Consider the following 25,537-nt stretch of genomic DNA (forward strand, 5'->3'; position numbering starts at 1 on the left):
CTCACACTCGGACGGCGACCTGGTGCCGGTAGCTCTCCATCGGCAGGCCGCTCATCCACGGCACGAGGCCCAGTCGGCTGAGCACCTTGATCGAGGCGGGCGGCTGGTAGTCGGCGAACATGCCACCGAACATCAGGATCTGACTGTGCGTGGCGATCGTGCGCACCAGCGGGTTCATCCGCTGCCGGTCCAGCGTGCGGCGGAAGCGGCTGCCCGGGGCCATCCGGCGGCGCACTGCGGCGCGGACCTCACCGGAGACGTCGTGATCGGTGATCCACTTCAGCTGGGGCATCTCCTCGGTGATCCCGCGCATCGTCCGCAGCCGCTGACGGGTGAACACATCGATGTGGGACAGCGTCCCGCCCGGACGCAGCACCCGCGCGGCCTCGTGCAGAAAGCGGCCCAGATCGGGATACGTGTGCGAGCTCTCGATGTTGATCAGCACATCCACCGAGGAGTCTTCGAACGGCAGTTTCTCGGCGTCGCCGTGCACGAAGCGCAGGCTCTCGCCCCGGGCCAGAGTGGCCTCGGCCCGGGCGATCGCCTTCGGCGACAGGTCCAGGCCGGTCATCCGGGCGCCGGGAACGAGCCGGGACAGGAAGTTGAGCCCCTCGCCCGTCCCGCAGCCCACCTCGAGGACCGCCCGGCCGGCGCACCCGTCCAGACCGTCGGGAAGATCGCGCAGGGCCAGGTAGTAGAGCTGCTCGCTGAAACCGTCGGTGCCGAACTCGGTGAACCCGGGCAGCCGGGCCTCGATCTCGGCTGCCAGGTCAGGGTCGTACATCCCCCAGTTCCACAGTTCGCCGCGGCCGGACAGGGTGGCCGCCATGTCGTAGATGGAGGAACTGGCCGACTTCATCCCGGCGGCCTTCACCCCCGAGCTGGGTGCTCTGGACTCGTCGAGGTTGATGTCCGCCAGACCGGCGGTGAAGGCGGTCATCACATCGGGTTGGCTCATTGTGGTCTCCGAGTTCGCCGGATCGGTGCGGTCACGCGTTGACGGTGTCGCCGCGCATCAGGTCGTCGGCGCCGTCGGGTGCCTCGGCCGGGTCGGAACCGACGTTCTGCGGTCGGTTGCCGCCGTCGACGAAGACCACACTCGGCCGGTACGAGCGAGCCTGTTCCTCGGTCATCGCCGCATACGAGATGATGATCACCAGGTCGCCGGGGCTGATCAGCCGGGCCGCCGCGCCGTTGATGCCGACCACGCCGCTGCCGGCCGGCCCCTCGATGACGTAGGTGCTGAGCCGGGCGCCGTTGTCGATGTCGACGACGTCGACCTTCTCTCCGGGCAGCAGGTTCGCGGCGGTCATCAGCGTCGAGTCGAGCGTGAGCGAGCCGACGTAGTGCAGGTCCGCCTGCGTCACCGTGGCACGGTGAATCTTCGACTTGAGCATCTCTCGGTACACCGGGTGGTCTCCGTTCACCATGTCACCGGCAGCTCGTGGACGCCGTAGATGATCGATTCGGGGTTCGTGCGGATCCGGTCCGCGGGTGTCGCCAGACGCAGCTCGGGCAGCCGCCGGGCCAGCGCCTCGAACGCGATCCGCAGTTCCAGTCGCGCCAGTTGCTGCCCGACGCACTGGTGGATGCCGTAACCGAACGACAGATGCGGCACCGGCGGCCGGGTGATGTCGAGGCGGTCCGGGTCGTCGCAGAGCGCCGGGTCCCGGTTCGCCGCGGCCAGTGACAGGGACACGGCGTCGCCTGCGGTGAAGCGGTGCCCGTCGAAGTCCATGTCGACGCCGGCCGCACGAATCGAGCCGGCGTGCATGACCGTCACGTAACGCAGCAGTTCTTCCACCGCGCCCGCGCCCAGGCCCCCCGGGTCCGCGGCCAGTGCCGCGTACTGGTCCGGATGTGCCAGCAGGGCGAAGGTGCCCAGCGCGATCATGTTCTTGCTGGTGTCGTAGCCGCCCACGAGCAGCACGCTGCCGATGGTCGCCAGTTCCTCGTCGCTGAGATCGCCGTCGGCGACCAGTGTGCCGAGCAGATCGTCAGTGGGCTCTTCGCGTTTGGAACGGATCAGTTCCATCAGCTGCCCACCGACGTTCTGCCAGCCGGCGATCGCCTCCTCCGCGCTGGAGTGGACGGTCAGCAGCGCCTTGATGCCCTTGACGAACACGTCCCGCCGGTCGGCGGGGACACCGAGCAACTCGCAGATCACCAGCCCGGCGACCGGTTCGGCGAACGCGGCGACCAGATCGGTGGGGCCGCCTTCCTCGATCATCTTGCCGAGATACAGCTCGACGTGCTCGGCCAGCCTCGGCTCCATGGTCCGGGTGCGGCGGGCCGAGAACCAGGCGGTCAGCCGGCGCCGGTAGTGGGTGTGCTCCGGCGGGTCCATCGCCGTGAACATCCCCGGCGCCAAGTCGGTCCGGTCCCCGGCCATCGGCAGCGGAATCGGGGTGCGCAGCAGGTCGCCACGCGAGCTCATGCCCCGGGCGGCGAGGAGTCGGCGGACCTGGTCGTAGCCGGTGATCAGCCAGCCGAGGTGGCCGTCCGGAAAGACCATGCGGGCCACCGGCTGCTCCGCGCGCAGTTCGGCGAGTTCGGGTGCGGGGTCGAACGGGCAGGTGCCACGGGTCATGGGCAGGCCGTCGACGGGACGAACGGTCTCGGACACAACGCTCTCCTTTGCTAGACGCCGGTGGACCCGACGATCTCGGCGGCTTCGGTGATGAGTCGGTCGGCCAGCTCGTCGGCGTGCCGGTCGCGCCAGGCCTCGTACGGGGTGCCGCGCAGCCAGTGGTTGCAGGCGCCCAGCGCCGGCCCGCAGGCCACCTGGTAGTCCGCGACGCGCTCCGGGGTGCCCTCGATCGCCCACCGCTGGGCCTGGGCGCAGTACCAGCGGAAGACCAGGGCCATCCGGCGCTTGGGGTCGGCCGGCTCGTCGGCGGGGACGACCCGCGACGCCAGTTCCTGAAAGCCTTCGCCGAAGTAGTCGCGTTCCACCCGGGACCGGATCTGGCCGGGCACGGCGTCCCAGGAGTCGTAGGTACGCCACAGGTCGTAGAGCTTGCCGGCGCGTACGTGAAAGAGGACGCCCTTCCGCAGCACCCGGGCCCGGCCGCCAAGCTCGAACAGCGCGCCGTACGGGGCGTACGCGGTGTCGTGCACGTCGAGGTTCGGCAGCAGGTCCTTGGCAGCTTCGCTGAGCCCGCTCTCGGCGGTGCAGAGGTTGATCGATCCGGTGAGGACGAAGTCGGCGCCCAGTACGAAAGCGGCGGCGGCCGACTCCGGAGAGCCGATGCCTCCACCGCCACCGACGCGTACGCCGACGGCGACCCCGCCGAGCTGCGCCCGCAGCCGGCGCACCGAGGGCAGCAGCGCGGGCAGTGCGCCCTGGTCGGTGTAGTCGGCCCCGTCGCCGATCGCGCAGATGTCGTCGGCCAGGGCGATCCGCTCGCCGGCCGCGGCCTCCTCGGCGGTGAGCAGTCCGTCGTCGACCAGCCGTTCCACGAGAGAGCGCGGCGGCGGCGCGAAGAACAGGCGGGCGGTGTCCAGGCGGGTCACCTTGGCCAGCAGCTTGCGTGGGGCGTGCACGGTGCCGTCCGCCAGGATGCGGGCACCGGTCAGACGGTGCCTCACCAGCGCGGGGGTCACCTCGACATAGGTGGCCGCCTCGACGAGGGACACGTTCTCACGGACCAGCAGGTCGACCAGGTCGGCCTCGGCGCGCGGGTTGAACGGGTCATAGGTGATGTTGACCCCGAACGGCGCGGCGGCCCCGGCTGCCGCTCGGATGCCGCGGATCGCGCCGGCGACGTCCGCGAGCGGGAGCCCGGCCGCACCGAAACAGCCGAGCAGGCCGGAGCGGGCCAGCCGGGCGACCAGCTCGACGGAGCTGACGCCGTGGTGCATGCCACCGGCGACGTAGGCGTGCCGAACCCCGTGGTCGCGCCGGAACGCCGCCGAACCCAGCTCCGCGCGCTGCGGCGCCGGAGCACTCACCGGCTCGGTCAGCGCCACGATCCGTTCCGGCTCGGGTCGCAGCGGTGTGGCCTCCTCCCTGATCCGGGCGATCAGCTTGGTCAGCACCTGCCCCGGGCCCAGTTCACGGACCCGGAAGTCACCTCGGCCCATCAGCAGCCGGATGCTGTCAGTCCACTGCACCGGGGAGACGATCTGGCGGCGCAGCGTGGCGGCCACGGCGTCCGGCGCGTACGGCCGGGCGTCGACGTTGCTGATCACGGGGATCTTCGGGGCGGCGAACGTCGTGGCATCCAGCAGGCGCCCGAACTCCTCCGCGGCCTGCGCCATGTAGCGGCTGTGGAAGGGGGCGCTGACGTTGAGCGGGGCACAGCGGGCACCCTTGTCCTTGAACACCGCAAGCGCACGGTTGACCGCGTCGGCCGGGCCCGCGACGACTGTCTGGGTCGGCGCGTTGTAGTTGGCGATGTCCAGTCCGGACAGCTCGGCGTCGCGCAGCACCTCCCGGACCAGGTCGGCGTCGACGGCCGAGACCGCCGCCATCGTGCCGCCGGTGACCTGTCCCATCAGCCGGCCGCGTTCGGCGACCAGGCGCAGCCCGGTCTCGAAGTCGTACACGCCCGCGGCGAACAGGGCGGCGAACTCACCGAGGCTGTGCCCGAGCAGGTAGTCGGGCAGGCGGCCACCCTCTTGCAGGGCGGCCAGCCAGGTGAGGGCATCGACCACGTACAGGGCGGGCTGGGTGTACCGGGTGTCGCGCAGGTTGCGGCCGGGGTCCTCCAGGCACAGCTCCCGGATCGAGTACCTCAGGACGGCGTCGGCCTGTTCGACCAGCTCGGGGAACCGGTCGAACAGGTCTCGGCCCATTCCCTTGGCCTGAGCACCCTGGCCGGGGAAGACATAGACGTCGAAGCCGTCGCCCGGGGTGGCGGGGTCGGCCACGGGCGTCTGAACGGTCATGGTGGTCACCTCGGTTCGTCGAGCCGGTGCGGCGATGAGCGAGCGGGTGTCGAGCACCGCCTGGTACAGCACCTCGTCCCGGGCGTACGGGGAGAGCAGCGGCAACACCCGGGACCGGCTGCCCTCGGGAAGCCGCGCCCGCACCAGGTTGGCCATCGACCCGGACGGGCCCAGGTCCAGGAAGAGCAGGTCGTCGCGGGCCAGCAGCGGTTCGAGGGCTCGTGTCAGGTCGAACGGCTCGCGCAGGACCTGCCAGAAGTGGTCCGAGTCGGGGCGGTGTATCTCGGCACCGGTCGTTCCGGAGATCAGCGGGATCGTGGCGGGTCGCGGGGTGAGACCGCCCACGAGCTTCGTGAACGCGTCGCGCACGCCGTCGATCAGCGGTGAGTGGAACGGGTACAGCACCGGAAGCCGTTGGCAGAGCACACCTGAGGCGTTCAAGTGGCGCTCGATGTCGTCGAGCCGGTCGGCCGTGGCCGCGAGCACGAAGTTGTCCGGCCCGTTGATCGCGGCCAGATGTGCCCCGGCCAGCGCGGGATCGCGGTCGACGAGGGCGGCGTCGGCGAGGACCGCCAGCATCCCGCCGCGCGGGCACTCCGCCTCGAAGAGCGCCACTTGGTCCAGCAGCGAGCGCAGGCACTCCTCGGAGTCGAAAATGCCGGCCACCGTGGCGGCGACGACCTCGCCCAGGCTGGCGCCGAGCACCAGCTCCGGCTCGAAGCCGCGGGCGCGCAGCATGCGGGCCAGCGCGTACTCGACCATGAAGATGGCCGGCTGCGTGAGCGACAGACGGGTCATCGCCGTCTCCGCGCCGCGGCCGTCGCCGTGGATCGCGGCGATGACCGAGTCGCCGTGGACATCGCGCACCACCGCGTCCAGAGAGTCCAGAGTGTCGCGGAAGACCGGGTCGGCACCGTAGAGCCACCGGCCCATGCCGTGGTACTGGGAGCCCTGGCCCGCGAAGAGGAAGACCGGTGTCAGCATGGTGAGGGGTCCTCTTCGGTCGCTCACGCGAGCCCGCGCAGGCGGCCGGCCAGCGCGGCGGGGGTCGGGTTCTCGAACACGTCGGTGAGAGCCAGCCGGACGCCGGTCTCGTCCTTGATGCGCTGCGCGAGCGAAGCGGCGAGCAGCGAGTGGCCGCCGCTGGTGAAGAAGTGGGCGTCGGCGTCCAGGTCCGGCCGACCGAGCAACTCGGCGAAGAGCTTGGTCAGAGTGGCGGTGAGCGCGTCGCCGCCGGCCGCACCCGCGGTGTCGCCGCCGGCCGCGGCCGGCTGTCGCGCGGCGAGGGCCGCCAGTGCCAGGTAGTCGACCTTGTCGCTTCCGGTGCGCGGGAACGCCTCCACCGCGAGGAACCGGTGCGGCACCACCGAGCGTGGCAGCCGCTGCCGGGCGTGCTCCCAGAGCTCGTCCACCGCCTCGGGCCGGTGCGGCACCTGTACGAAGGCGGCCAGGCTGCCGTCTGCGGCGGGGTCGCCGACCACCAGCACGGCGGCCGCCTCGACGTCCGGATGATCGGCCAGCACCGCCTCGATCTCACCCAGCTCGATCCGGTTGCCGCGCAGCTTCACCTGCCGGTCCATGCGGCCCAACAGGTCGATGCGGCCGTCCGGCAGCCAGCGCGCCACATCTCCCGAGCGGTAGAAGCGTCCCCACGGGGAGTTCACCCCGAAGCACTCGGCGGTGAGGTCGGGCCGTCCGTGGTAGCCGGAGGCGACACCGACTCCGGCGACGCACAGTTCGCCGCGCAGGCCGATCGGCAACGGTTCCCCGTTCGGGCCGGCGATGAAGACACGGGTGTTGGCGATCGGCGTCCCCACGTCCACTCGGTCGCCGGGATCCGTCGGTACCCGGCCCGCGGTCGCCCAGATCGTGCTCTCCGTGGGGCCGTAGACGTTCCACAGTTCGGCGCCCGCCGCGGTCAGGGTCGCGGCCAGCCCGCCGGGCAGGGGCTCACCGCCGCTGAGCAGTGTGCGGCCGGCGACCAGATCGGTGATGCGGTCGGCGACCAGTCGCCAGGTGGTCGGTGTCGCCTGGAGGAACCCGATGTCGTGGGCGCGTATCGCCTCGGCCAGCAGGGCTCCGTCGGTGCGGGCCTCGTCGGGCAGCACGACCGTGTGGCCGCCGTGCAGCAGCGGCATCATCAGTTCCAGCGACGAGGTGTCGAAGCTGTATGTGCTGAGCCAGCCGGTGGGCCGCGCCGTCGTGGCGACGCCGAAGCGCACCGCGTAGTCGGTGATGTGGTTGACCAGGCTCCCGTGCGTGATCGGGATGCCCTTCGGCCGTCCCGTCGATCCGGACGTGTAGATCACGTACGCGAGGGCGTCCGGCCCGGCCACGCCCGCCATGCCGGCGTCTACGGGGACGGTGGGGGCGGCGTCGACGTCAGGGGCCGGGATCGTGCGCCGGTCGCCGGGCGCGGTGAGCCCGTCGCCGGTCACCACCACCCGGGCGCCCGCGTCGTCGAGCTGGTAGGCGATCCGCTCCGCCGGGTGGTGCGGGTCCAGCGGCAGGTACGACGCTCCGGCAAGCCACGTGCCGAACACCGCGGCGGCCAGCGCCGCACCGCGCGGCACGAGCAGCGCGACGACGTTGCCGGGGCGGACACCGGCCGCCGTCAGTCGCTCGGCGGTGTGCACGGCGGCGCACCACAGGCGGCCGTAGCTCACCAGCTGATCGCCGTCCCGGATCGCGATGGCGTCCGGCTCGGCCGCGGCGCGCTCGGCGAATCCGGCGAGCACCGACGTCAGGTCGATCGGCTGGTGGGTCGCGTTGGCGGCTTCGATGACCGCGTGGTCCTCGGGCGACCAGATCGACAGCGAGCCGACCGGCGTGTCCAGGGCGGCGCCGACGGCGACCAGCAGCGCGTCATAGCGACGGACCATCAGCTCGACGTCTGCCCGGTCCAGGACTCCGGTGTAGAACGCCGCGCGCACGGTTGCGCTGTCACGGTCGGAGGTCACGAAGAATTCCAGGTCGAACTGGCTGAACCCGTTCTCGACCACGACCAGTTCCGCCGCGGCGCCGGCCACCGTGAAGGTGAGCTGGTCGGCGGTGAACGGCACGTAGTTGAACACATGGCGGAACAACACGTTGCGCCAGCCGGAACCGTCGCGCTCGATCACGTCGAGCAGTTCGTCGGCGGGCATGTCCGCATGGGCCATCGCCTCCATGAACACCCGGCGCGCCCGGCCGACCAGCTCCCGGAAACCGGCCGTGCGCTCGGTCAGCAGGCGCAGCGTGACCAGGTTGCTGTGGTAGCCGACGGCCCCGGCCGCCTCCCGGCCGCGCGAGTTGACCGGCGATCCGATGGTCAGATCCGGGCCGGCGCCGTGCCCGGCCAGCAGCACCGCGTACGCGGTGAGGAGGACGACCGACTCGGGCGCGCGCAGCTCGCGTTGCAGCCGCCGGACGACCTCGTGCGCCTCGGGCGACAGGACGTGGGTGACCTCGTCGCCCTGCAGCGTGGTGGTCGCCAGGGCCGGCTTCTCGCACCACAGCTCCAAGCCGGACGAGCGGAACCCGGCCATGGTGTCGCGCCAGAACGTCACGCTCTGTTCGGAGGGCTCGGGCTCGTGCCAGGCGGGCACCGGGTCCGGCTCGGGGGTCCGGCCGGCCAGTGCCGCCTCGTAGAACTCGACGAACTGGGCGCGTAGGAGGGCGGTGGACTGCACGTCGGCGATGGCGTGGTGCAGTGCGAGACAGAAGACGTCTTCGTCGGGGCCGTGCAGCAGCAGGGCGCGCAGCAGCGGGCTCCCGTCGGCCCGGAACGGGCGGGCCACGAAAGCGGTCAGCGTGCCGCGCTCGTCACCGTGCCCAGCGGCCTGCTCCGGCTCGATGCCGATGCTGGGCAGGATGGTCCTGGTCAGGGCGTCGTCGGTGCGGTGGAAGACCGTACGCAGCACCTCGTATCGGCGTGGCAGCAGGTCGAGTGCCGCGGCCAGGGCCGTCGGGTCGAGGCGGCCGGCGACACGGAAGGCCAGCGACAGATTGTTGGCACCGCTGCCGGGCACGAGGTCGTCGAGCAGCCACAGGGCGGTCTCCTTGCGCGAGGCGCGCACGTGGGCGTCCGCGGCGCCGGCCGTCATCGGCGGGCCTGCGAGCCGGCGCCGAGCAGGCCGGCCACGGTCGTGGCGACCTCCGGGGTACGCAACAGGTCGCGGTGCTCCACGTCGAACCGGACCTCGTCGGCGACTCCGATCGATGCCAGGCCGGGGGTGGCGCGCATCCGGTTGAGTCCGCTGGCCGGGCTCGCCGAGGTGATGACGGTGGCCCGGGACCAGCCGGGCCGCGGGTCCAGTCCGGCGGCGACGCCGAGATAGGTCATGAACGAGCCGACCAGTGCCACCAGTTCACCGGCGTAGCCCTCGTCGAGGCCGGCGCGGCGCAGCGCGGCCGAGCCGATCGGCTCGAAGATCGCGTAGAGCTCGGCGGCGAACTCGGCCGGTGTGATGCCAGGCCGGGCGGCCAGGCGCTCCGCCGCGCCGGCCAGCTCGTCGACCTCGGCCGGGGTCAGCACGGCGGTCATGTTGCCGATGACCCGGCCGAACTGCAGGTGGACGGTGGGCACGTCGACGAGTTCGGGGTCGAAGACGACCACCTGCGGCGCCGTCGGCTGCCGGGCGGCGATCCGCTCGGCCAGGGCACCGGCGAAGACCGATCCGGCGCAGTAGCCGAGGACCGCCCGGACCGTACGTCCGCTCGCGGCGACCTCGGCCAGCCAGGGCGCGAGGTACTCGTCCTGGTCGATGCCGGGGCCGGGGACCCGGGCCGGGGCGACGGTCTGCCACAGGGCGCAGTCCAGTCCCAGGCTGGGCGTCAGGTCGGTGAAGCCGCCCTCGTTGCGGCCCGTCACCGGGAAGTCGGTGGCGAGCACGACGTCGGCGTCCGATGCTGCGTCGAGCACCACATTCCACACGGCAGGGCTTGGCATCTGGCAATTCTCCTGAATATCGAAATATCAACGCAGGGCAATTTTTCACGCATCGCCGGAGCCGTTCTTCGCCGATGCTATTAACCAATCGGGGCGTTGTCCACCTCGATTTTCCGGGGCATTTTTCGAACATTTTTTGGCATGCCCCAGCAGGCAAGACCCGGTACGGGTCCCGCCGAAATAAATGATTCGCCCGTCAGCCGACCGACTATTCCCCCTCACTCATTCGCGCAATCACGAGATCCGCGAGAGCCTGCGGAGTGGGGCATTCATAAAGCACATCCGCCGCCCATTCCAGACCGGTCAGCGTGCCCAGGTGATCACGCAGTTCCAGCGCGGTGACCGAGGACAGTCCCAGATCGAAGAACTCGTCGCCGGCGCCGATCTCGGCGCCCGAGTCGTGCCCCAGCACGGCCGCTGCCAGTTCCCGCACTCCGGTCAGGACCTCGGCGTCCCACCGGTCGCGGGGCAGCCGCGCCAGCGCCGCCCGCAATCCGCCGGACGGACCGGACCCTGCGGGCGCAACCGAGGGCTCGGCGCCCGAGGGTGGCTCGGGCGCCGCCTCGCTCAGGAGCGCCGGAGCAGCCGGAGCAGCCGGAGCAGCCGGAGCAGCCGGATCCTCGTCCCCGTACTCGGCGACGAACACCCCCTCCGGCCGGATCCGTGCCGCGGTGTGCCCCTGCCCGATCACGGCGCACAGCCGGGCCCGGGCCCGGGCATCCATCTCCGGCGGAAGGTCGACGACGTGATCCGCGGCCGGCAGCGAGCCGTCCCGGGTGAGAACCCACGACGGCACCCCGGGCGTCCCGGACGGTTCGGCGCCGGGCAGGACGATCACCAGATCGGGCCGCTCGGCGGCGTCGACCGTCACCCGGGCGCCGTGTCTGGCCAGCGCGCCGGCCAGCGCATCGGTCAGGTCCTGGTCGTCCCCGGGCGGTGGCACCAGGGCTACGGTCATGTCCAGGACCGGGGGCACGGCGTCCGGGACCAGTCGCCACCGCACCGGTCGCCGGGTCGTACCGGTGCCGGGCCGCAACCGTGCCACGGCCGCGAGAACCTGGTGCGGTGTCTCGTCGCCGCGCAGGCCGAGCATGCTCAGCGCGGCCGCCGGGTCGCCGGAGTCCAGCACCGACCAGAGAGCGTCGGATGCCGGGGCCGGAGCCGGGGCAGGTGGTACCGGCTCGGGCCAGTACCGGCGGCCCTGGAACGCATACCCCGGCAGGGGGCAGCGCCGCGGCTCATGGCCCGCGTACACGGCTGGCCAGTCGACGCGCACCCCGTATGTGTGCAGGGCGCCGAGCGCGCCGAGGGCGGCCCGGGCGTCCGGGCGGTCCCGCCGGGCCAGCGCCACCGGGGGAACCGGCGCCGCGGGCAGACAGGCGCGGACGGCCGGAGCGAGCACCGCGTCCGGGCCCAGCTCCAGGAACGCGGTACCACCCGCCCGGTCCGCCTCCTGCACCGCGTCGAGGAAGCGAACGGAGCCACGCAGCTGGTCCACCCAGTACGCCGGCGAGATCATCTTCTCGTCGGTCCGCACCGTGGAGACGATCGGAATCCGGGGCTGCTGGAACGTGACCGCCTCGGCGACCGCCCGGAACCCGGCGAGCGCCGGTTCCACCCGGGCCGAGTGGAACGCCGTCCCCACCCGCAGACGGCGGGTGCGATGCCCCCGATCGGACAGCACGCCGGCGAGCTCCAGCACGGCGTCCTCGTCCCCGGAGAGCACGACCGCGTCCGGGCCGTTCACCGCGGCGATCGACACCCGGTCGGCATATCCGGCCAGGAGCGGCAGGACCACCGCCTCGGCGGCACGGACGGACACCATCGCGCCACCGGCCGGCAGCCCCGCCATGGCCCGCCCTCGGGCGGTGACGAGCGTGGCGGCGTCGTCGAGCGTGAGCATGCCCGCCAGGTACGCCGCGGACAGCTCGCCGATCGAGTGGCCGATCAGCATCTCCGGCCGCAATCCCCAGGTGCTGACCAGCCGGAACTGGGCCACCTGGAGCGCGAAGAGGGCGGGCTGCGTGTACTCCGTGCGGTCGAGCAGGCTGCCGTCGCCCCACACCACCTCCTGCAGCGGCGTGTCCAGCGTGAAGTGCGCGCTCACCTCGTCGAAGGCCCGCGCGTACTCAGGGAACGTCTCGTACAGTCCGCGCCCCATTCCGGGCAGCTGGCTGCCCTGGCCGGTGAGGACCAGGACCAGCCGGTGCCGCGCGGCGGTGGCGCGCAGCACGGCCGGCACGGTGTTCCCCTCGGCGAGGGCGGCCAGCCCGGTCCGCAGCGCGGTCTCGTCCGCGCCGGTGACCATCGCCCGGTGCTTGTGGACGGCGCGGGTGGTGGCCAGCGCGTACGCGACCGCCGACGGATCCGTGGCAGCGGTCGCCGCCAGGCGGGCGGCCTGCTCGCGCAACGCCGCCTCGGACCGTGCCGACAGCAGCCACGGCACCCCGTCGAGAACCGGCCGTTCCTCCTCCGCGTCCGTCGCCGGCGGCGCCTCCTCGATCACCACATGAGCGTTGGTGCCGCTGATGCCGAACGAGGACACCCCCATGCGCCGCGGCGCCTCGTGCTGTGGCCAGGGCTGCGCCGAAGCCAGCAGCGCCACGTCGCCGGCGGTCCAGTCCACGTGCGGAGACGGCTCGTCGATGTGCAGACTGCGCGGCAGCACGCCGTGCCGCAGCGCCAGCACCGCCTTGATCACCCCGGCCACACCGGCCGCGGCCTGGGTGTGCCCGAGGTTGGACTTGATCGAGCCCAGCCACAGCGGTCGCGGGCGGTCGCCGCCGTACACCGCGAGCACCGCCTGCGCCTCGATCGGATCGCCGAGGACGGTGCCCGTACCGTGCGCCTCGACCGCGTCGACGTCGGCCGGGCCCAGCCCGGCGGCGGTCAGCGCCGCCCGGATCACCCGCTCCTGTGCCGGGCCGTTCGGCGCGGTGAGCCCGTTGCTCGCCCCGTCGGAGTTGACCGCGCTGCCGCGCAGCACGGCCAGCACCTGGTGACCGTGCTCGCGGGCCCGCGACAACCGCTCGACCAGGACCACGCCGACGCCCTCGCCCATGCCGGTGCCGTCGGCGGCCGCGGCGAACGGTTTGCACCGGCCGTCCGCGGCGAGCCCGCGCTGGCGGCTGAACTCCACGAACACCACGGGCGTGGCGAGCACGGTCACCCCGCCGGCGAACGCGAGGTCGCACTCTCCGGCCCGGATCGCCTGTGCGGCCAGGTGCAACGCGACGAGCGACGACGAGCAGGCGGTGTCCACGGTGACGGTCGGCCCCTGCAGCCCGAAGGTGTACGCCACTCTTCCGGACAGCACGCCGCCGCCGACGCCCGGCGCGAGGAACCCCTCGGCCGCGGCGCCCTCCAGCAGCCGGCCGTAGTCCTGGTACATGGCGCCCATGAACACGCCGGTGCCGGTGCCGCGCAGCGTGTCCGGGTCGATGCCGGCGTCCTCACACGTCTCCCAGACGGTCTCCAGCAGCAGCCGCTGCTGCGGGTCCATCGCCACGGCCTCCCGCGGCGACACCCCGAAGAAGGCGGCGTCGAACTCGGCCACGCCGGAGACGAACCCGCCGGACCGGGCGTACGAGGTGCCGGGCGCGTCCGGGTCCGGGTCGTGCAGCTCCGCGAGGGGCCAGCCGCGGTCGTCCGGAAACGGCACGATCGCGTCCCGTTCGGAGACCAGCAGGTCCCACAGGTCGTCCGGGCCGCGGACGGCGCCGGGCAGCCGGCAGCCGATGCCGACCACCACCACCGGGTCGTCCGCGGTGCCGGCGCTCACCGGGGCGGCACTCGGCTGCTCCGCGCCGGCCAGGCGGTCGCCGAGGTGCCGGGCCAGCGCGGCCGGGTTGGGGTGGTCGAACACGAGCGTGACCGGCAGCCGCAGCCCGGTCGCACCGGAGAGCCGGTTGCGCAACTGAACCGCGCTGAGCGAGCCGAACCCGGCGTCCTTGAACGCCCGGTCCGGGTCGATCGTGTCGGGTGAGGCGTGCCCCAGCACGGCGGCGGCGTGCCCCAGCACCAGCTCGAGCAGCACCCGGTGCCGGTCGGCCGGGCTCTTGCCTGCGAGCCGGGCCGCCAACTCGGAGTCGGCGGCACCGCCGCGGGTGGCCGTACGCCGCGCCGGCGTCCCGGCGAGGGCCCGCATGACCGGCGGCACGGCGTCGCCGGTGGCACGCAGCGCGGCCAGGTCGAGCCGGATCGGCACGAGTACCGGCTCGGCGACGGTCAGGGCGGCGTCCAGCACGGCCAGGGCGGCGTCGCGCGGGAGCGGCGGGAACCCCGAGCTGCGGAATCGGGCCAGGTCGGCACCGTCGGTCATGGTGCTCTCGTCGGCCCACAGGCCCCAGGCCAGCGAGACACCCGGTAGCCCGGCGGCCTGGCGTATCCGGGCCAGCGCGTCCAGGGCGGCGTTGGCCGCGGCGTAGTTCGCCTGGCCGAGACCGCCGAGCACACCCACCGCGGAGGAGAACAGGACGAGCCGGGCCTGCGGGAGCAGTTCGTGCAGGAGCCAGGCCGCGTCGACCTTGGGGCGCAGCACCCGGGCCAGCCGCTCCGGCGTGAGGTCGGCGACCAGCCCGTCGTCGAGCACCCCGGCGGCGTGCACCACCGTGCCGACGTCGGTCGTGTCGAGCAGCGCGGTCAGCTCCGCCCGGTCCGCGACGTCGCACGCCACCACGGCGACGTGCGCGCCGGCGGCGGTCAGCTCCGCGGCCAGGGCTGCCGCCTCCGGGGCCTGCGGCCCCCGTCGGCTCGCCAGCACCAGGTCGCGGACGCCCAGGTCGTGCACCAGGTGCCGGGCGACGATCCCGCCGAGCGTGCCGGAGGCACCGGTCACCAGGACGGTGCCGAAGTCGCCGGCCGGTTCGCCCGCCGGGGACACCCGGACCAGCCGCAGCTCCCGCGCGGCGCCGGCGGCGAGGCCCACCTGCGGCTCGCCGGCGGCCAGCGCGGCCGGCACCGCAGCGACGGTGGCGTCGTCGCCGTCGGCGAGGTCGAGCACCGCGAAGCGGTCCGGATGTTCCAGCTGGGCACAGCGGACCAGCGCCGCGGTCGCGGCCTCGCCGGGATCGTCGAGCACCCGCCGGGTCACCACGACGAGAGTGGACGTGGCCCGGCGCTCGTCGGCCAGCCACTCCTGCACCAGGGCGAGCGCCCGCTCGGCAGCCGCGGCGGGCGGGCCGGACGGGGCCGGGACCAGGACGAACGGCGCGACGTCGTCGCTCGGCGACACCCGCAGCAACCGGGCGAGGGCGGGATCACGGACCGCGTACCCGGCGCCGGGACTGTCCGCCAGCGTCAGGGGCGCCCACTGCGGAAGCAGCAGGTCACCGCGGTCCGGCAGGCCGAGTGCGCCGTCCGGGAGTGGGCTGAGCACCAGGGACCGCACCGACGCGACCGGCGTCCCTGCCGGGTCGGTCAGCTCGATGCGGACGGCGCCGTTCCGGGCGCCGGTGAGCGTGGCCCGGACGGTGTCCGCGCCCACGGCGTGCACCTGGACCCCTGTCCACTCGAACGGCAGCGCGGGCCGGTCCTGCGCCCCGGTGCGGAGGTCGTTGAGCGCCAGCGGGTGCAGACAGGCGTCCAGCAGCGCGGGGTGGACGCCGAACCCGCCCGGCTCGGCGCCGGGCAGCGCGACCTCGGCGTACAGGTCCCCGGCCCGGTCGCGCCACAGTGCGCGGACGCCGCGGAACACCGGCCCGTACCGCAGTCCGGCGCTTTCCAGCCGTTCGTACAGCTCGTCCACGTCGAGCGGCTCGGCGCCGGCCGGTGGCCAGGCGGTCGCCGCGGGCGGCGGCGGGTCACCGCCGGGCGTGAGGACGGCGGTGGCGTGCAGGGTCCAGCCACCGGCACCGACCCGGCCCTGTACGGTCACGTCCCGTGACCCGTCCGTACCGGGCTCGCCGGCCTCGATCCGCAGCCGGACCTCGGCGTCTTCCGGCACCACGACCGGGACGAGCAGGGTCAGCTGGTCGATCACCGGGCAACCGGCCTCGTCACCGGCCCGGGACACCAGGTCCACCATGGCGGCGCCGGGGAGCACGACATGCCCCTCGACGGTGTGGTCGGCCAGCCACGGGTGGGTCGCGGCCGACAGCCGTCCGGTCAGCACGAGCCGGTCGGCCCCGGGCACGGCGGCCCGCAGGACCGGATGCTCGACGGCGTCCAGGCCCAGGGCGGACGGGTCTCCACCGCCAGCCGGCAGCCAGTACCGCTCGGTCACGAACGCGGTGGTGGGCAACTCGACCGGCCGGGCCCCGGGCCACACCGCGGACCAGTCCGGACGGACCCCCTGCACATGCAGCTGCGCCAGCGCCCGGACCAGCTGGTCCGGTCCGCCCTCGTCGCGGCGCAGCGTGTGCAGGACGGCAACCTCGGCACCGATCGCATCCACCGTCTCCTGGGCGCCGGTGGCCACCACAGGGTGCGGGCTGACCTCCAGCAGCGTGGTGCAGCCGTGGCCGGCGAGTGCGGTGACGGCCTCGTCGAAACGGACCGGCTCGCGCAGGTTGCGGTACCAGTAGTCGGCGTCGAACGCGTCGTCGGCGTCGATCCACCGGCCCTCGACCGAAGAGAAGAACGGTACGGCCGGTGGGCGCGGGACCACCGGGGCCAGCGCGGCGCGGACCCTCTCCTGTACGCGTTCCACGTGCGCGCTGTGCGAGGCGTAGTCCACGTCCACCCGACGGGCCCGTACCCCCTCGGCCTCCAGCTCGGCGAGCAGCTCGTCCAGGGCGTCACCGTCACCGGAGACCACGACCGAGGACGTGCCGTTGACCGCGGCCAGCGACAGCCGCCCGCCCCAGGCGCGCAGGCGTTCGCGGACCTGCTCGGCGGGCAGCGCCACCGACATCATGCCGCCGAGGCCGGACAGCTCCACCAGCGCCTGGCTGCGCAGCGCCACCACCCGGGCGGCGTCCGGCAGGGTCAGCGCACCGGCGACGTACGCGCCGGCGATCTCCCCCTGGCTGTGGCCGGCGACCGCGGCCGGGGTCACGCCCACCGAACGCCACACCTCGGCCAGGGCCACCATCATCGCGAACAGCACCGGCTGCACGATGTCGACCCGGTCGTAGTCCTGCTCGCCGCGCAGTACGGCGGTCAGCTCGAAGTCGACGTACGGCGCAAGCGCGGCCTCGCACTCGGCGATCCGGTCCCGGAAGACCGTGTTGCTCTCCAGCAGCCGCACCGCCATCTCCCGCCACTGCGATCCCTGGCCGGGAAAGAGGAAGGCCACCGGACCGGGCGCTCCGGTGACGCCCTCCACCACCGTCGGTGACGGCCGTCCGGCGGCGACGTCGGCGAGACCGGCCAGCAGTCCGTCACGGTCGGCGGCGCAGACCACGGCCCGGTGCTCGTGCGCGGTCCGCGTCGTGACGAGGGACGACGCGACATCCCGCGGGTCCCGGTCGGGCCGGGCGGCGAGATCGGCGGCGAGCGCGGCGGCCTGGGCGCGCAGCCCTGCGGGCGACCGGCCGGACACGGCCCAGGCACACGGCCATGACTCTGCGGGCTCGGTGCCGGGTGCCGGGGTGGTCGCCGCGGGCTCGATGCCGGGTGTCGGGGTGGCCGCCGCGGGCTCCTCCAGGATGACGTGCGCGTTGGTGCCGCTGACGCCGAAGGACGAGACGGCCGCGCGGCGCGGTTCGTCGCCGGCCGGCCACGGCACCGGCTCGGCCAGCAGCTCGACCGCTCCGGCCGACCAGTCCACGTACGGCGTGGGCCGGTCCTGGTGCAGCGTGCGCGGCAGCACCCCGTGCCGCATGGCCAGCACCATCTTGATGATCCCGGCCACGCCCGCCGCGGCCTGGGTGTGCCCGAGGTTGGACTTGATCGAGCCCAGCCACAGCGGTCGCGGGCGGTCGCCGCCGTACACCGCGAGCACCGCCTGCGCCTCGACCGGGTCACCCAGCGGGGTGCCGGTGCCGTGCGCCTCCACCGCCGCGACCTGGGCCGGGGTGAGGCCGGCGTCGACCAGGGCGTCCTGGATCACGCGGCGCTGCGCGGGGCCGTTCGGGGCGGTCAGGCCGTTGCTGGCGCCGTCGGAGTTGACCGCGACGCCGCGGACGATCGCGTGCACCCGGTGGCCGGCAGCCGCCGCGGCGGAGTGCCGTTCCAGCACCAGCACCCCGACGCCCTCGGACCAGGCGGTGCCGTCGGCGGCCGCCGCGAAGGGCTTGCACCGCCCGTCCGGGGCGAGCCCGCGTTGCCGGCTGAACTCGACGAACGCGCTCGGCGTAGCCATCACGGTGACCCCGCCGACCAGCGCCATGTCGCATTCGCCGCGTTGCAGGGCGCGGACCGCCTGGTGGAGCGCGACCAGCGACGACGAGCACGCGGTGTCCACGGTGACGGCCGGGCCGCGCAGCCCGAGCTGGTACGCGACCCGCCCGGACACGACGCTGCCGCCGCCCTGGGCGCCGTGGTAGTCGTGGTGCATCACCCCGGTGAACACCCCGGTACGGGTGTCCCGCAGCACCGCCGGGTCGAGACCGGCCCGCTCCACCGCCTCCCACGAGGTCTGCAGGATCAGCCGCTGCTGCGGGTCGGTGTACAGCGCCTCCTTCGGCGAGATGCCGAAGAAGCCGGCGTCGAAGGCCGGGGCGTCGTGCAGGAATCCGCCGTCACGGACCGTGGAAGTGCCGGGGTGGTCGGGGTCGGGGTGGTACAGCCCGTCCACATCCCAGCCGCGGTCGCGGGGGAATCCCGTGATGCCGTCGCGGCCCTCGGCGACCAGCGACCAGAGGTCCTCGGGCGACTCGACGCCGCCCGGGTAGTGGCAGGCCATGCCGACCAGGGCGATCGGCTCGGCGGACCGGCTCTCCGCCTCCCGCAGCCGCCGGCGGGTGACCTGCAACTCCGCAGTAACACGGCGCAGGTAGTCACGGAGTTTGTCTTCGCTGCTCATCGGTCCTCCTGACCCGGAATGGGGCTGCCGAGCTCGGCGTCGATCAGGGCGAACACCTCGTCGTCGGTGGCGGTGGCGAACACGTCCAGGGGCGCCTCGGCGGTCTCCGGGCTCAGGGCGGTGAGCAGCTCACGCACCCGTTGCACCACCCGGCCGCGGAACACCTCGTCGGTGGCCGCCCCGGTCAGGCCGGCGGCGAGGCGGTCGAAGTCGGCGAACAGCGCCGGCAGGTCGTCGGCCCCGCCGGTGTCGCCGTCGAACCGCCCGGCGAGGTGCTCCACCAGGTCGCCGGGGGTGGGATGGTCGAAGACGAGGGTCGCCTCCAGCGTCAGGCCGAGCGCCGCGCCGAGGCGGTTGCGGAACTCCACCGAGCTCAGCGAGTCGAAACCCAGCTCCTGGAAGGAGCGCCCCGGGTCGATCGCGGCGGCACCGGCGTAGCCGAGCACGGCCGCGGCCTCGCCGCGGACGAGGCCGGAGAGGCTGGCGCGCAGCTCCGCGGATCCCAGCCCGGCCAGGCCCGGGTCGGCGACGACGGCCGGTGCGGCGCTCACCAGGCCGCGCAGTATCGGGGGCACGACCGCCGGGGTGTCCGGGCCCCACCGCAGCGCGACCACCTCCGGTTCCGTACCGGCCAGGGCGGCGTCCAGCAGGCGCAGTCCCGCCTCGACCGTCAGCGGTGCGAGGCCGGCGCGGGCCAGCCGTTCGCGGTCGGCGGTCATACCGTCGTCGAGGTCCCACGGCCCCCAGGCCACCGAGACCGCCCGGCCACCTGCCGCGACCCGGTGCCGGGCCAGCGCGTCCAGATACGCGTTGGCCGCGGCATAGTTGCCCTGGCCGGGCCCGCCGAGCACGCCGGCCGCCGAGGAGAAGAGCACCAGCTCGGCCTCGGGCAACAGCTCGTGGAGGTGGTGGGCGCCATCGGCCTTGGCCCGCCACACGGTCTCCAGTCGGCCGGTGTCCAGCGCGGTCACCACACCGTCGTCGAGCACCCCGGCGGCGTGCACCACGGTGCCGATCGTCCGGCCGGCCAGCAGCGCGGCCAGCGCATCCCGGTCACCGACGTCGCAGGCGACCGGCTCGATCCGCGCGTTCAGCCCGGAGAGGCCGGCGGGGACGCGCCCGCTACGGCTGACCAGGAGCACGTCGGTGAATCCGTGTGCGGCGACCAGGTGACGTACCACCGGGGTGGCGAGGCCACCGCTGCCGCCGGTGACGAGCAGTGTGCCCGGCCGGCGCGGCGGCGGCGCCTCGGTGGCCGGGGCGCGCACCAGGCGGGCCGCCAGCACCCGCCCGTCGCGGACCGCCAGCTGCGGCTCGCCGGTGGCCAGGGCGCGCGGCAGGATCTGCGCCGCGTCCGTCCCGGACAGCTCGACGAGACCGAAGCGGCCGGGGTGCTCGGACTGCGCCGAGCGCAGCAGCCCCCATGCGGCGGCCGTGGCCGGGCCCGGATCGGTGGCGACGAAGACCAGGCGGGCGCCGCCGAAGCGGGTCTCGGCGAGCCAGTGCCGGGCCTGGGAGAGGACGTCACGGGTCAGCTCGAACGCGGCGGACGCCGCGGTCCCCGTCGCGGCGACCGGCACGATCACCACCTCGGCGGGTTCGGTCAGCGCCGTCGGAGTGTCGGCTCGGGTCACGGTCACGCCCGCGGCGGTGAGCGCCGCGCCGATGCCGTCCCGGTCCGGGCCCACGACGGCGTACCGGCCGGGCGAGCCGGGGCCGATGTCGTCGAGGGGCACCCAGTCGACGTGGTGCAGCGGGTCGGCCGAGGCTCCGGCAGGGCGCAGGGTCACCGCGTCCACCGAGGCGACCAGCCCGCCGACAGCATCGGTGAGCCGCACCGAAACGACACCGGGCCGGACCGGGGCGACGCAGGCCCTCGCAGCGACCGCGCCGCTCGCCGCGACCCGGATCGCGGACCAGGCGAACGGCAGGTGGACCCGGCCGCCGGGGACGAATCCGCCGAGAGCCACCGCGTGCAGCGCCGCGTCGAGAAGAACCGGGTGCACGGCGTACGGGCCGACGTCACCTCCGGGCACGGTGACGTCCGCATACACGGTGTCGCCGGCCCGCCAGGCGCGGCGCAGCCCCTGGAAGGCGGGACCGTAGCCGGGCAGCCGGTCGTAGAAGCCGGTGAGGTCGAGTTCCTCGGCGTCGCCGGGCAGCGGTGGCGGCTCGGCCGCGACGCCACCTGCGGGGGCGAGCGCGCCCGTCGCGTGCCGGGTCCAGCCCGGTTCTCCGGCGGCGCGAGCGTGCACCTCGAAGGCGCACCGCCCGTCGTCGCCGGGCTGTGCCGCGGTGAGCCGCAGGTCGGCGTCGCCGAACGGCAGCGGCGCCTCGATCACCAGCTCGGCCACGACCGGCCGGCCGAGCAGGGCACCGGCCTGCAGGGCCAGGTCGGCGAAGAACGTGCCGGGCACCAGCGTGGTCCCGTCGACGGCGTGGTCGGCCAGCCAGCCGTGGCCGTCGCGCGAGACCCTGGCCGACAGCACGTGCCCGCCGGGCAGCTCCACCAGGTCGGCCCGCGCCCGGTCGGGGTCCGTGCCGGTGGTCACCCAGTGCCGGTCCCGGGCGAACGGGTAGCCGGGCAGCGACAGTCGGCGCGCTCGCGCCGGCATCGGCGGGGTGATCTCGGCCCCGGTGACCCAGGCGGCGGCGAGCGCGTCGAGGTCGTCACCGGTCACCGCGGCGGCCGGTTTCCGCCGGCGGCCCCGATGGCAGCCGACCCCGGTACGCAGCGCCGTCAGGAGTTCGGCGGTGGTCGTGGCCACGATGGCGAGCCGCTCGTCCAGGTGCTCACGCCCGGACCACAGGGTGTACGCCAGCGCTGCCGGGTCCACCGCGACGGCGGCCGTGGTCAGGGCGGCGGCCAGGCCGTCGGCGGTGGTCTCTCCGTCGATCGCCGGGCGGGTTCCGAACACCGCCTGGACGCGGTGGGCGAGGTCGGCCAGTTGCGGGAAGTCCAAGCCCAGCTCGGCGAACGGCTCGTCGGGCCGTGCCGCGGTCGCACCGACCTCGGTCAGCAGCGCGGTCACGACCGCGGCCACATCTCCGCCGGCGCCCTCCAAGTGGGTCACCAGCCGGGCCATGCTCTCGTCGAGGCGGGCGGTGTCCCGGGCGGACACCACGAACAGCCGCGGCTCGGCCGGTTCCGGCACGGCCGGCGGCGTCGGCCACTCGGCGAGGACGACGTGCGCGTTGGCCCCGCCGGCACCGAAAGAGCTGATCGCCGCGGTCCGCGGCGCGTCCGCGCGTCCCGGCCACGGCGCCCGTTCGCGCTGCACCCGGAACCGGGCGGTCTCCCACCGCACCGCGCTGGACAGCGGGTTGGCGTGCAGGGACGGGACGAGTTCCCGATGGCGCAGTTGGAGTACGACCTTGGTGAGCGCCGCGACGCCGGCCGCGGACTCCAGGTGCCCGATGTTCGACTTGACCGACCCGATCGGCCAGGGGCCCGGGCCGGCGCCGATCCGGTCGAAGGCGTCCTCCAGCGCGGCGACCTCGATCGGGTCACCGAGGCTGGTGCCGGTGCCGTGCGCCTCCAGGTAGCCGAGGTGGGCGGGGTCGACCGCGGCGCGCCGCAGCGACCCGGCGATCAGGGCGGCCTGCGATGCCGGGTTCGGCACGGAGAATCCGGCGGTACGGCCGCCGTGGTTGACCGCGGTACCGCGGATGACGGCGTGCACATGGTCGCCGTCGCGCAGCGCGTCCCGCAGCGGGCGCAGCAGCACCACGCCGACGCCCTCGCCGGGCACGTAGCCGTCCCCGCCCTCGCCGAAGGCGCGGCAACGCCCGTCGGTGGCCAGGAAGGAGGACTGGCTCAGCAGGAGGTACTTGTTCGGGTGCACGGCCAGGTTGACGCCACCGGCCAGGGCCGCCTCGCACTCCCCCCGGCGGATGGCCTCGACGGCCAGGTGCAGCGCGGTCAGCGAGGACGAGCACATGCTGTCCAGGGCGATGCTCGGTCCGCGGAGGTCCAGGAAGTACGACACCCGGTTGGCGATCGACGCGCTGAACGACGAGGGCACCGGGCCCGGCTCCGCGCCGACGCCGTACAGCTGGTACTGGTTGTACATCACCCCGGCGAACACGCCGACGGACCGGCCGCGCCAGGCCGACGGCGCATGGCCGGCCTCCTCGAACGCGTGCCACGCCTCCTGCAGGAACAGCCGCTCCTGCGGGTCCAGCACGGCCGCCTCGTTCGGCGAGATGTGGAAGAACCCCGCGTCGAATTCGTCCACCCCCGAAATGAACCCGCCCCATTTGCCGTACGAGCGTCCCGGCGTCCGGCGGTCTTCGGAGTAGATCGCCGCGTGGTCCCAGCGGTCGGCCGGCACCGTGCTGATGCAGTCACGGCCGTCGCGCAGGTTCGCCCAGAACTCGTCGAGGTCGCGGGCCATCGGGTAGCGGCCGCTGATGCCCACTACGGCGATCGCGTCGTCGTCAGTGCCGACCGGCTCGCGGTCCGCCTCCGGCGGAGTGAACTCGGCCGTGATCCGGGCCGCGTCCCCGTTCAGGACCACGACGTGGGAGCGGCCGCTGCCCACGGCGGCCAGCAGCACGTCGACGGCGGCCGGGGTCTCCATCCCCCGCAGGCCCATCCGGCGCAACGCGGCGTCATCGACCGGCATGCCGCCTTCCGCCCAGGCCGGCCAGCCCACCGACACGATGTCGCGGCGGGTGCCGGCGAACAGGTCCAGGTACGCGTTCGCACACGCGTAGTCGGCCTGACCCGGATTGCCCCAGGTGCCGGCGGTGGACGAGCAGAGCACCAGGAAGTCCAGGCTCAGGCGCCGGGTGGCCGCCTCGAGGTGACGGGCGCCGTCGACCTTGGGGGCGAGCACCGCCCGTACGTCATCGGCTTTCTTCCCCGTCAGCAACCCGTCACGCAGCACGCCGGCGGCGTGCACCACCCCGTGCAGCACTCCGAAGCGGTCCACCGCGGTGCGCACCGCGCGGTCCACGTCGTCCGCGCGGGTCACGTCCATCACCGCGGTGACCACCTCGGCGCCGAGGGCCGTCAGCTCGGCGGTCACGGACGGATCGGCCGGGGTGCGGCCGCCCAGGACGAGCCGGGCGTGTACCGACCGGGCCAGATGCCGGGCCAGGGCCAGCCCGACCCCGCCGAGCCCTCCGGTGATCAGGTAGACGCCGCGCTCTCGCAGCGACGCCCTGTCCGTCGGTGTCGGCATGGGCCGGGCGAGCCGGATCTGGCGGGTGCCGTGCGCGTAGCGCACCTCCACGTCCGGTGCCCCGGCGGCCAGCTCGGCCAGCGCGTCGGCCCGGCGTGGCGAACGGACCACCGCGGCCCGTATGCCCGGGTTCTCCCGCACCGCGGTGCGGAACAGGCCCGCGACAGCGGTGACCGGCGCGTCGTCGTCCTCGACGTGGCAGACCAGCCGCAGGGTGCTCCGCCCCGCGCGGATCGCGGCTGCCAGGAACTCGCTCAGCGCGACCGCCTCACCGGTGAGGTCGGCCGGATCGGAGGGCTGCCACAGCACACCGGCCGCGGCGGTGTCCGCGAGCGCGGACGGCCAGTGCGCCCGGTTGTGCACGCCGGTCGTGACCCAGTGCGTCGCAGGCGCTCCGGGCGGCGGCAGCGCGGCCGTGTGCCAGTGCGCCTCGAACCACACCACCTCGGCGGGCACCTCGGTGTCGGCGGTCGTCGTGGTCTCGGCGGTCGTCTCGGTCACCGGTTCCGCGGGCGGGGCCGCCACGACCTCGTACTGCCGTAGGTGGTCGGCCAGCAGGGTGAACGTGTTGTGCTCGAACAGCAGGGTCGGGGAGAAGTCGACGCCGAAGACCCGTTCCAGGTCGGCGGCGATCCCCAGCAGCGCCGTCGAGTCCAGGCCGAGCTCGTAGAACCCGGCTGTCTCGTCGAAGTCGGCGCGGCCGGTCCTCGCCTCGATCAGCTCACGGACGATCCGGTCGGTGTCCTGCGCCGCCGGGGGGCGTGCCTCAAGGCGGGTGATCGCCGCGGCGTCCCGGATCCGTTTGGAGGTCAGGCCGTGCAGCCAGGCGACGACGGTCCCGTCCGGGGCGTGGAACTCCAGGTCACACGTGGTCAGGTCGCCGTCGGGCCCGGCCGGGCGCGGCGGGGCGGCGTGCACCAGGGTCTGCGAGCCCAGCGGTCCCACGGCCCGCACCGATTCGATCAGCATCGGGATGTACGGGCGGGCCTCGTCGCCCGGTACGGCCTCGGCGAACTGGGTGGGCAGCAGCGTCGAGGAGTCCAGCGCGGCGGGATGGAGGTGGAAGTACTCGGCGTACTCGGCGGCCTGGGCGCTCAGCGAGAGGTCCGCGAGCAGTTCGTCCGGCCCGGCGTGCAGGGTGCCGAGAGCCCGCATGAACTCGCCGTGCTCGATACCGGTCGCGCGGACCGTCGTGTACAGGTCGGCCATGTCGACGGTCTGCCGTGCGGCGGCGCGCAGGGCCTCCAGGTCCCGCCGACGCTGCGGAAACGGCAGGCCCAGGTACAGCTGGCAGTCCAGGACCGGTTCGCTCTGCCCGGAGGGGCGGCGGGTGCCGGTGACCGACACCCGGAAGTGCCCGTCGTCGCGGGCGAAGCGCAGCGTCAGCTCGGTGTCGAAGTCCGGCCCGGCGGCGACCGGGTTGCGGAACAGCACGCGGCGCAGCTCGACACCGCCGGGATCGGCGCCCCGGGCTCGCACCACCCGCAGGATGATGTCGAGAAACGACACCCCGGGCAGGATCCGGGTGCCGTGCACACGGTGGTCGCGCAGCACGGGGTCGCTGCCCCGGATCACGACGGTACAGGTCAGCCCGTCCAAGGAGTCCATCAGGTTCTC

Annotated in this window: 8 protein-coding genes; all 8 read right to left on the reverse strand. The window is 73.9% G+C overall.

Annotated features, from left to right (window positions below):
* Window position 1: 1 nt before the first annotated feature.
* A complete protein-coding gene (locus JIX56_RS00435) occupies window positions 2–958 on the reverse strand; it encodes a class I SAM-dependent methyltransferase (RefSeq protein WP_257536752.1) in 957 nt (318 codons plus the stop codon).
* A gap of 31 nt (window positions 959–989) precedes the next feature.
* Entirely contained in the window at window positions 990–1,409 is a 420-nt protein-coding gene (gene panD / locus JIX56_RS00440) for an aspartate 1-decarboxylase (RefSeq protein WP_257550683.1), read from the reverse strand.
* 14 nt (window positions 1,410–1,423) lie between these two features.
* On the reverse strand, window positions 1,424–2,626 hold the full coding sequence (locus JIX56_RS00445) for a cytochrome P450 (RefSeq protein WP_257536753.1): 1,203 nt from the start codon (window positions 2,624–2,626) through the stop codon (window positions 1,424–1,426).
* Window positions 2,627–2,640: 14 nt separating this feature from the next.
* Entirely contained in the window at window positions 2,641–5,877 is a 3,237-nt protein-coding gene (gene fabD / locus JIX56_RS00450; protein ID WP_257536754.1) for an ACP S-malonyltransferase, read from the reverse strand.
* A gap of 23 nt (window positions 5,878–5,900) precedes the next feature.
* On the reverse strand, window positions 5,901–8,978 hold the full coding sequence (locus tag JIX56_RS00455) for a non-ribosomal peptide synthetase (protein ID WP_257536755.1): 3,078 nt from the start codon (window positions 8,976–8,978) through the stop codon (window positions 5,901–5,903).
* The gene (locus tag JIX56_RS00460; RefSeq protein ID WP_257536756.1) at window positions 8,975–9,823 is read right to left on the reverse strand and encodes a hypothetical protein; all 849 of its coding nucleotides are present in this window, start codon (window positions 9,821–9,823) and stop codon (window positions 8,975–8,977) included. The genes JIX56_RS00455 and JIX56_RS00460 overlap by 4 nt, the downstream gene beginning before the upstream one ends.
* Window positions 9,824–10,031: 208 nt before the next feature.
* A complete protein-coding gene (locus tag JIX56_RS00465) occupies window positions 10,032–18,731 on the reverse strand; it encodes a type I polyketide synthase (RefSeq protein WP_257536757.1) in 8,700 nt (2,899 codons plus the stop codon).
* Complete coding sequence (locus JIX56_RS00470; protein WP_257536758.1) at window positions 18,728–25,528, reverse strand: SDR family NAD(P)-dependent oxidoreductase; 6,801 nt, start codon at window positions 25,526–25,528, stop codon at window positions 18,728–18,730. Before JIX56_RS00470 ends, JIX56_RS00465 begins: the two co-directional genes overlap by 4 nt.
* Between the last annotated feature and the right edge of the window lie 9 nt (window positions 25,529–25,537).

This window comes from Streptomyces sp. CA-210063 (assembly GCF_024612015.1).
Lineage (GTDB): Bacteria > Actinomycetota > Actinomycetes > Streptomycetales > Streptomycetaceae > Streptomyces.

Excerpts from the sequence above, each read along its gene's own strand:
- JIX56_RS00460 (WP_257536756.1), bottom strand. The coding sequence starts at position 9,823 with ATGCCAAGCCCTGCCGTGTGGAATGTGGTGCTCGACGCAGCATCGGAC.
- JIX56_RS00435 (WP_257536752.1), bottom strand. The coding sequence starts at position 958 with ATGAGCCAACCCGATGTGATGACCGCCTTCACCGCCGGTCTGGCGGAC.
- JIX56_RS00470 (WP_257536758.1), bottom strand. The coding sequence starts at position 25,528 with ATGGACTCCTTGGACGGGCTGACCTGTACCGTCGTGATCCGGGGCAGC.
- JIX56_RS00465 (WP_257536757.1), bottom strand. The coding sequence starts at position 18,731 with ATGAGCAGCGAAGACAAACTCCGTGACTACCTGCGCCGTGTTACTGCG.
- JIX56_RS00455 (WP_257536755.1), bottom strand. The coding sequence starts at position 8,978 with ATGACGGCCGGCGCCGCGGACGCCCACGTGCGCGCCTCGCGCAAGGAG.
- fabD (WP_257536754.1), bottom strand. The coding sequence starts at position 5,877 with ATGCTGACACCGGTCTTCCTCTTCGCGGGCCAGGGCTCCCAGTACCAC.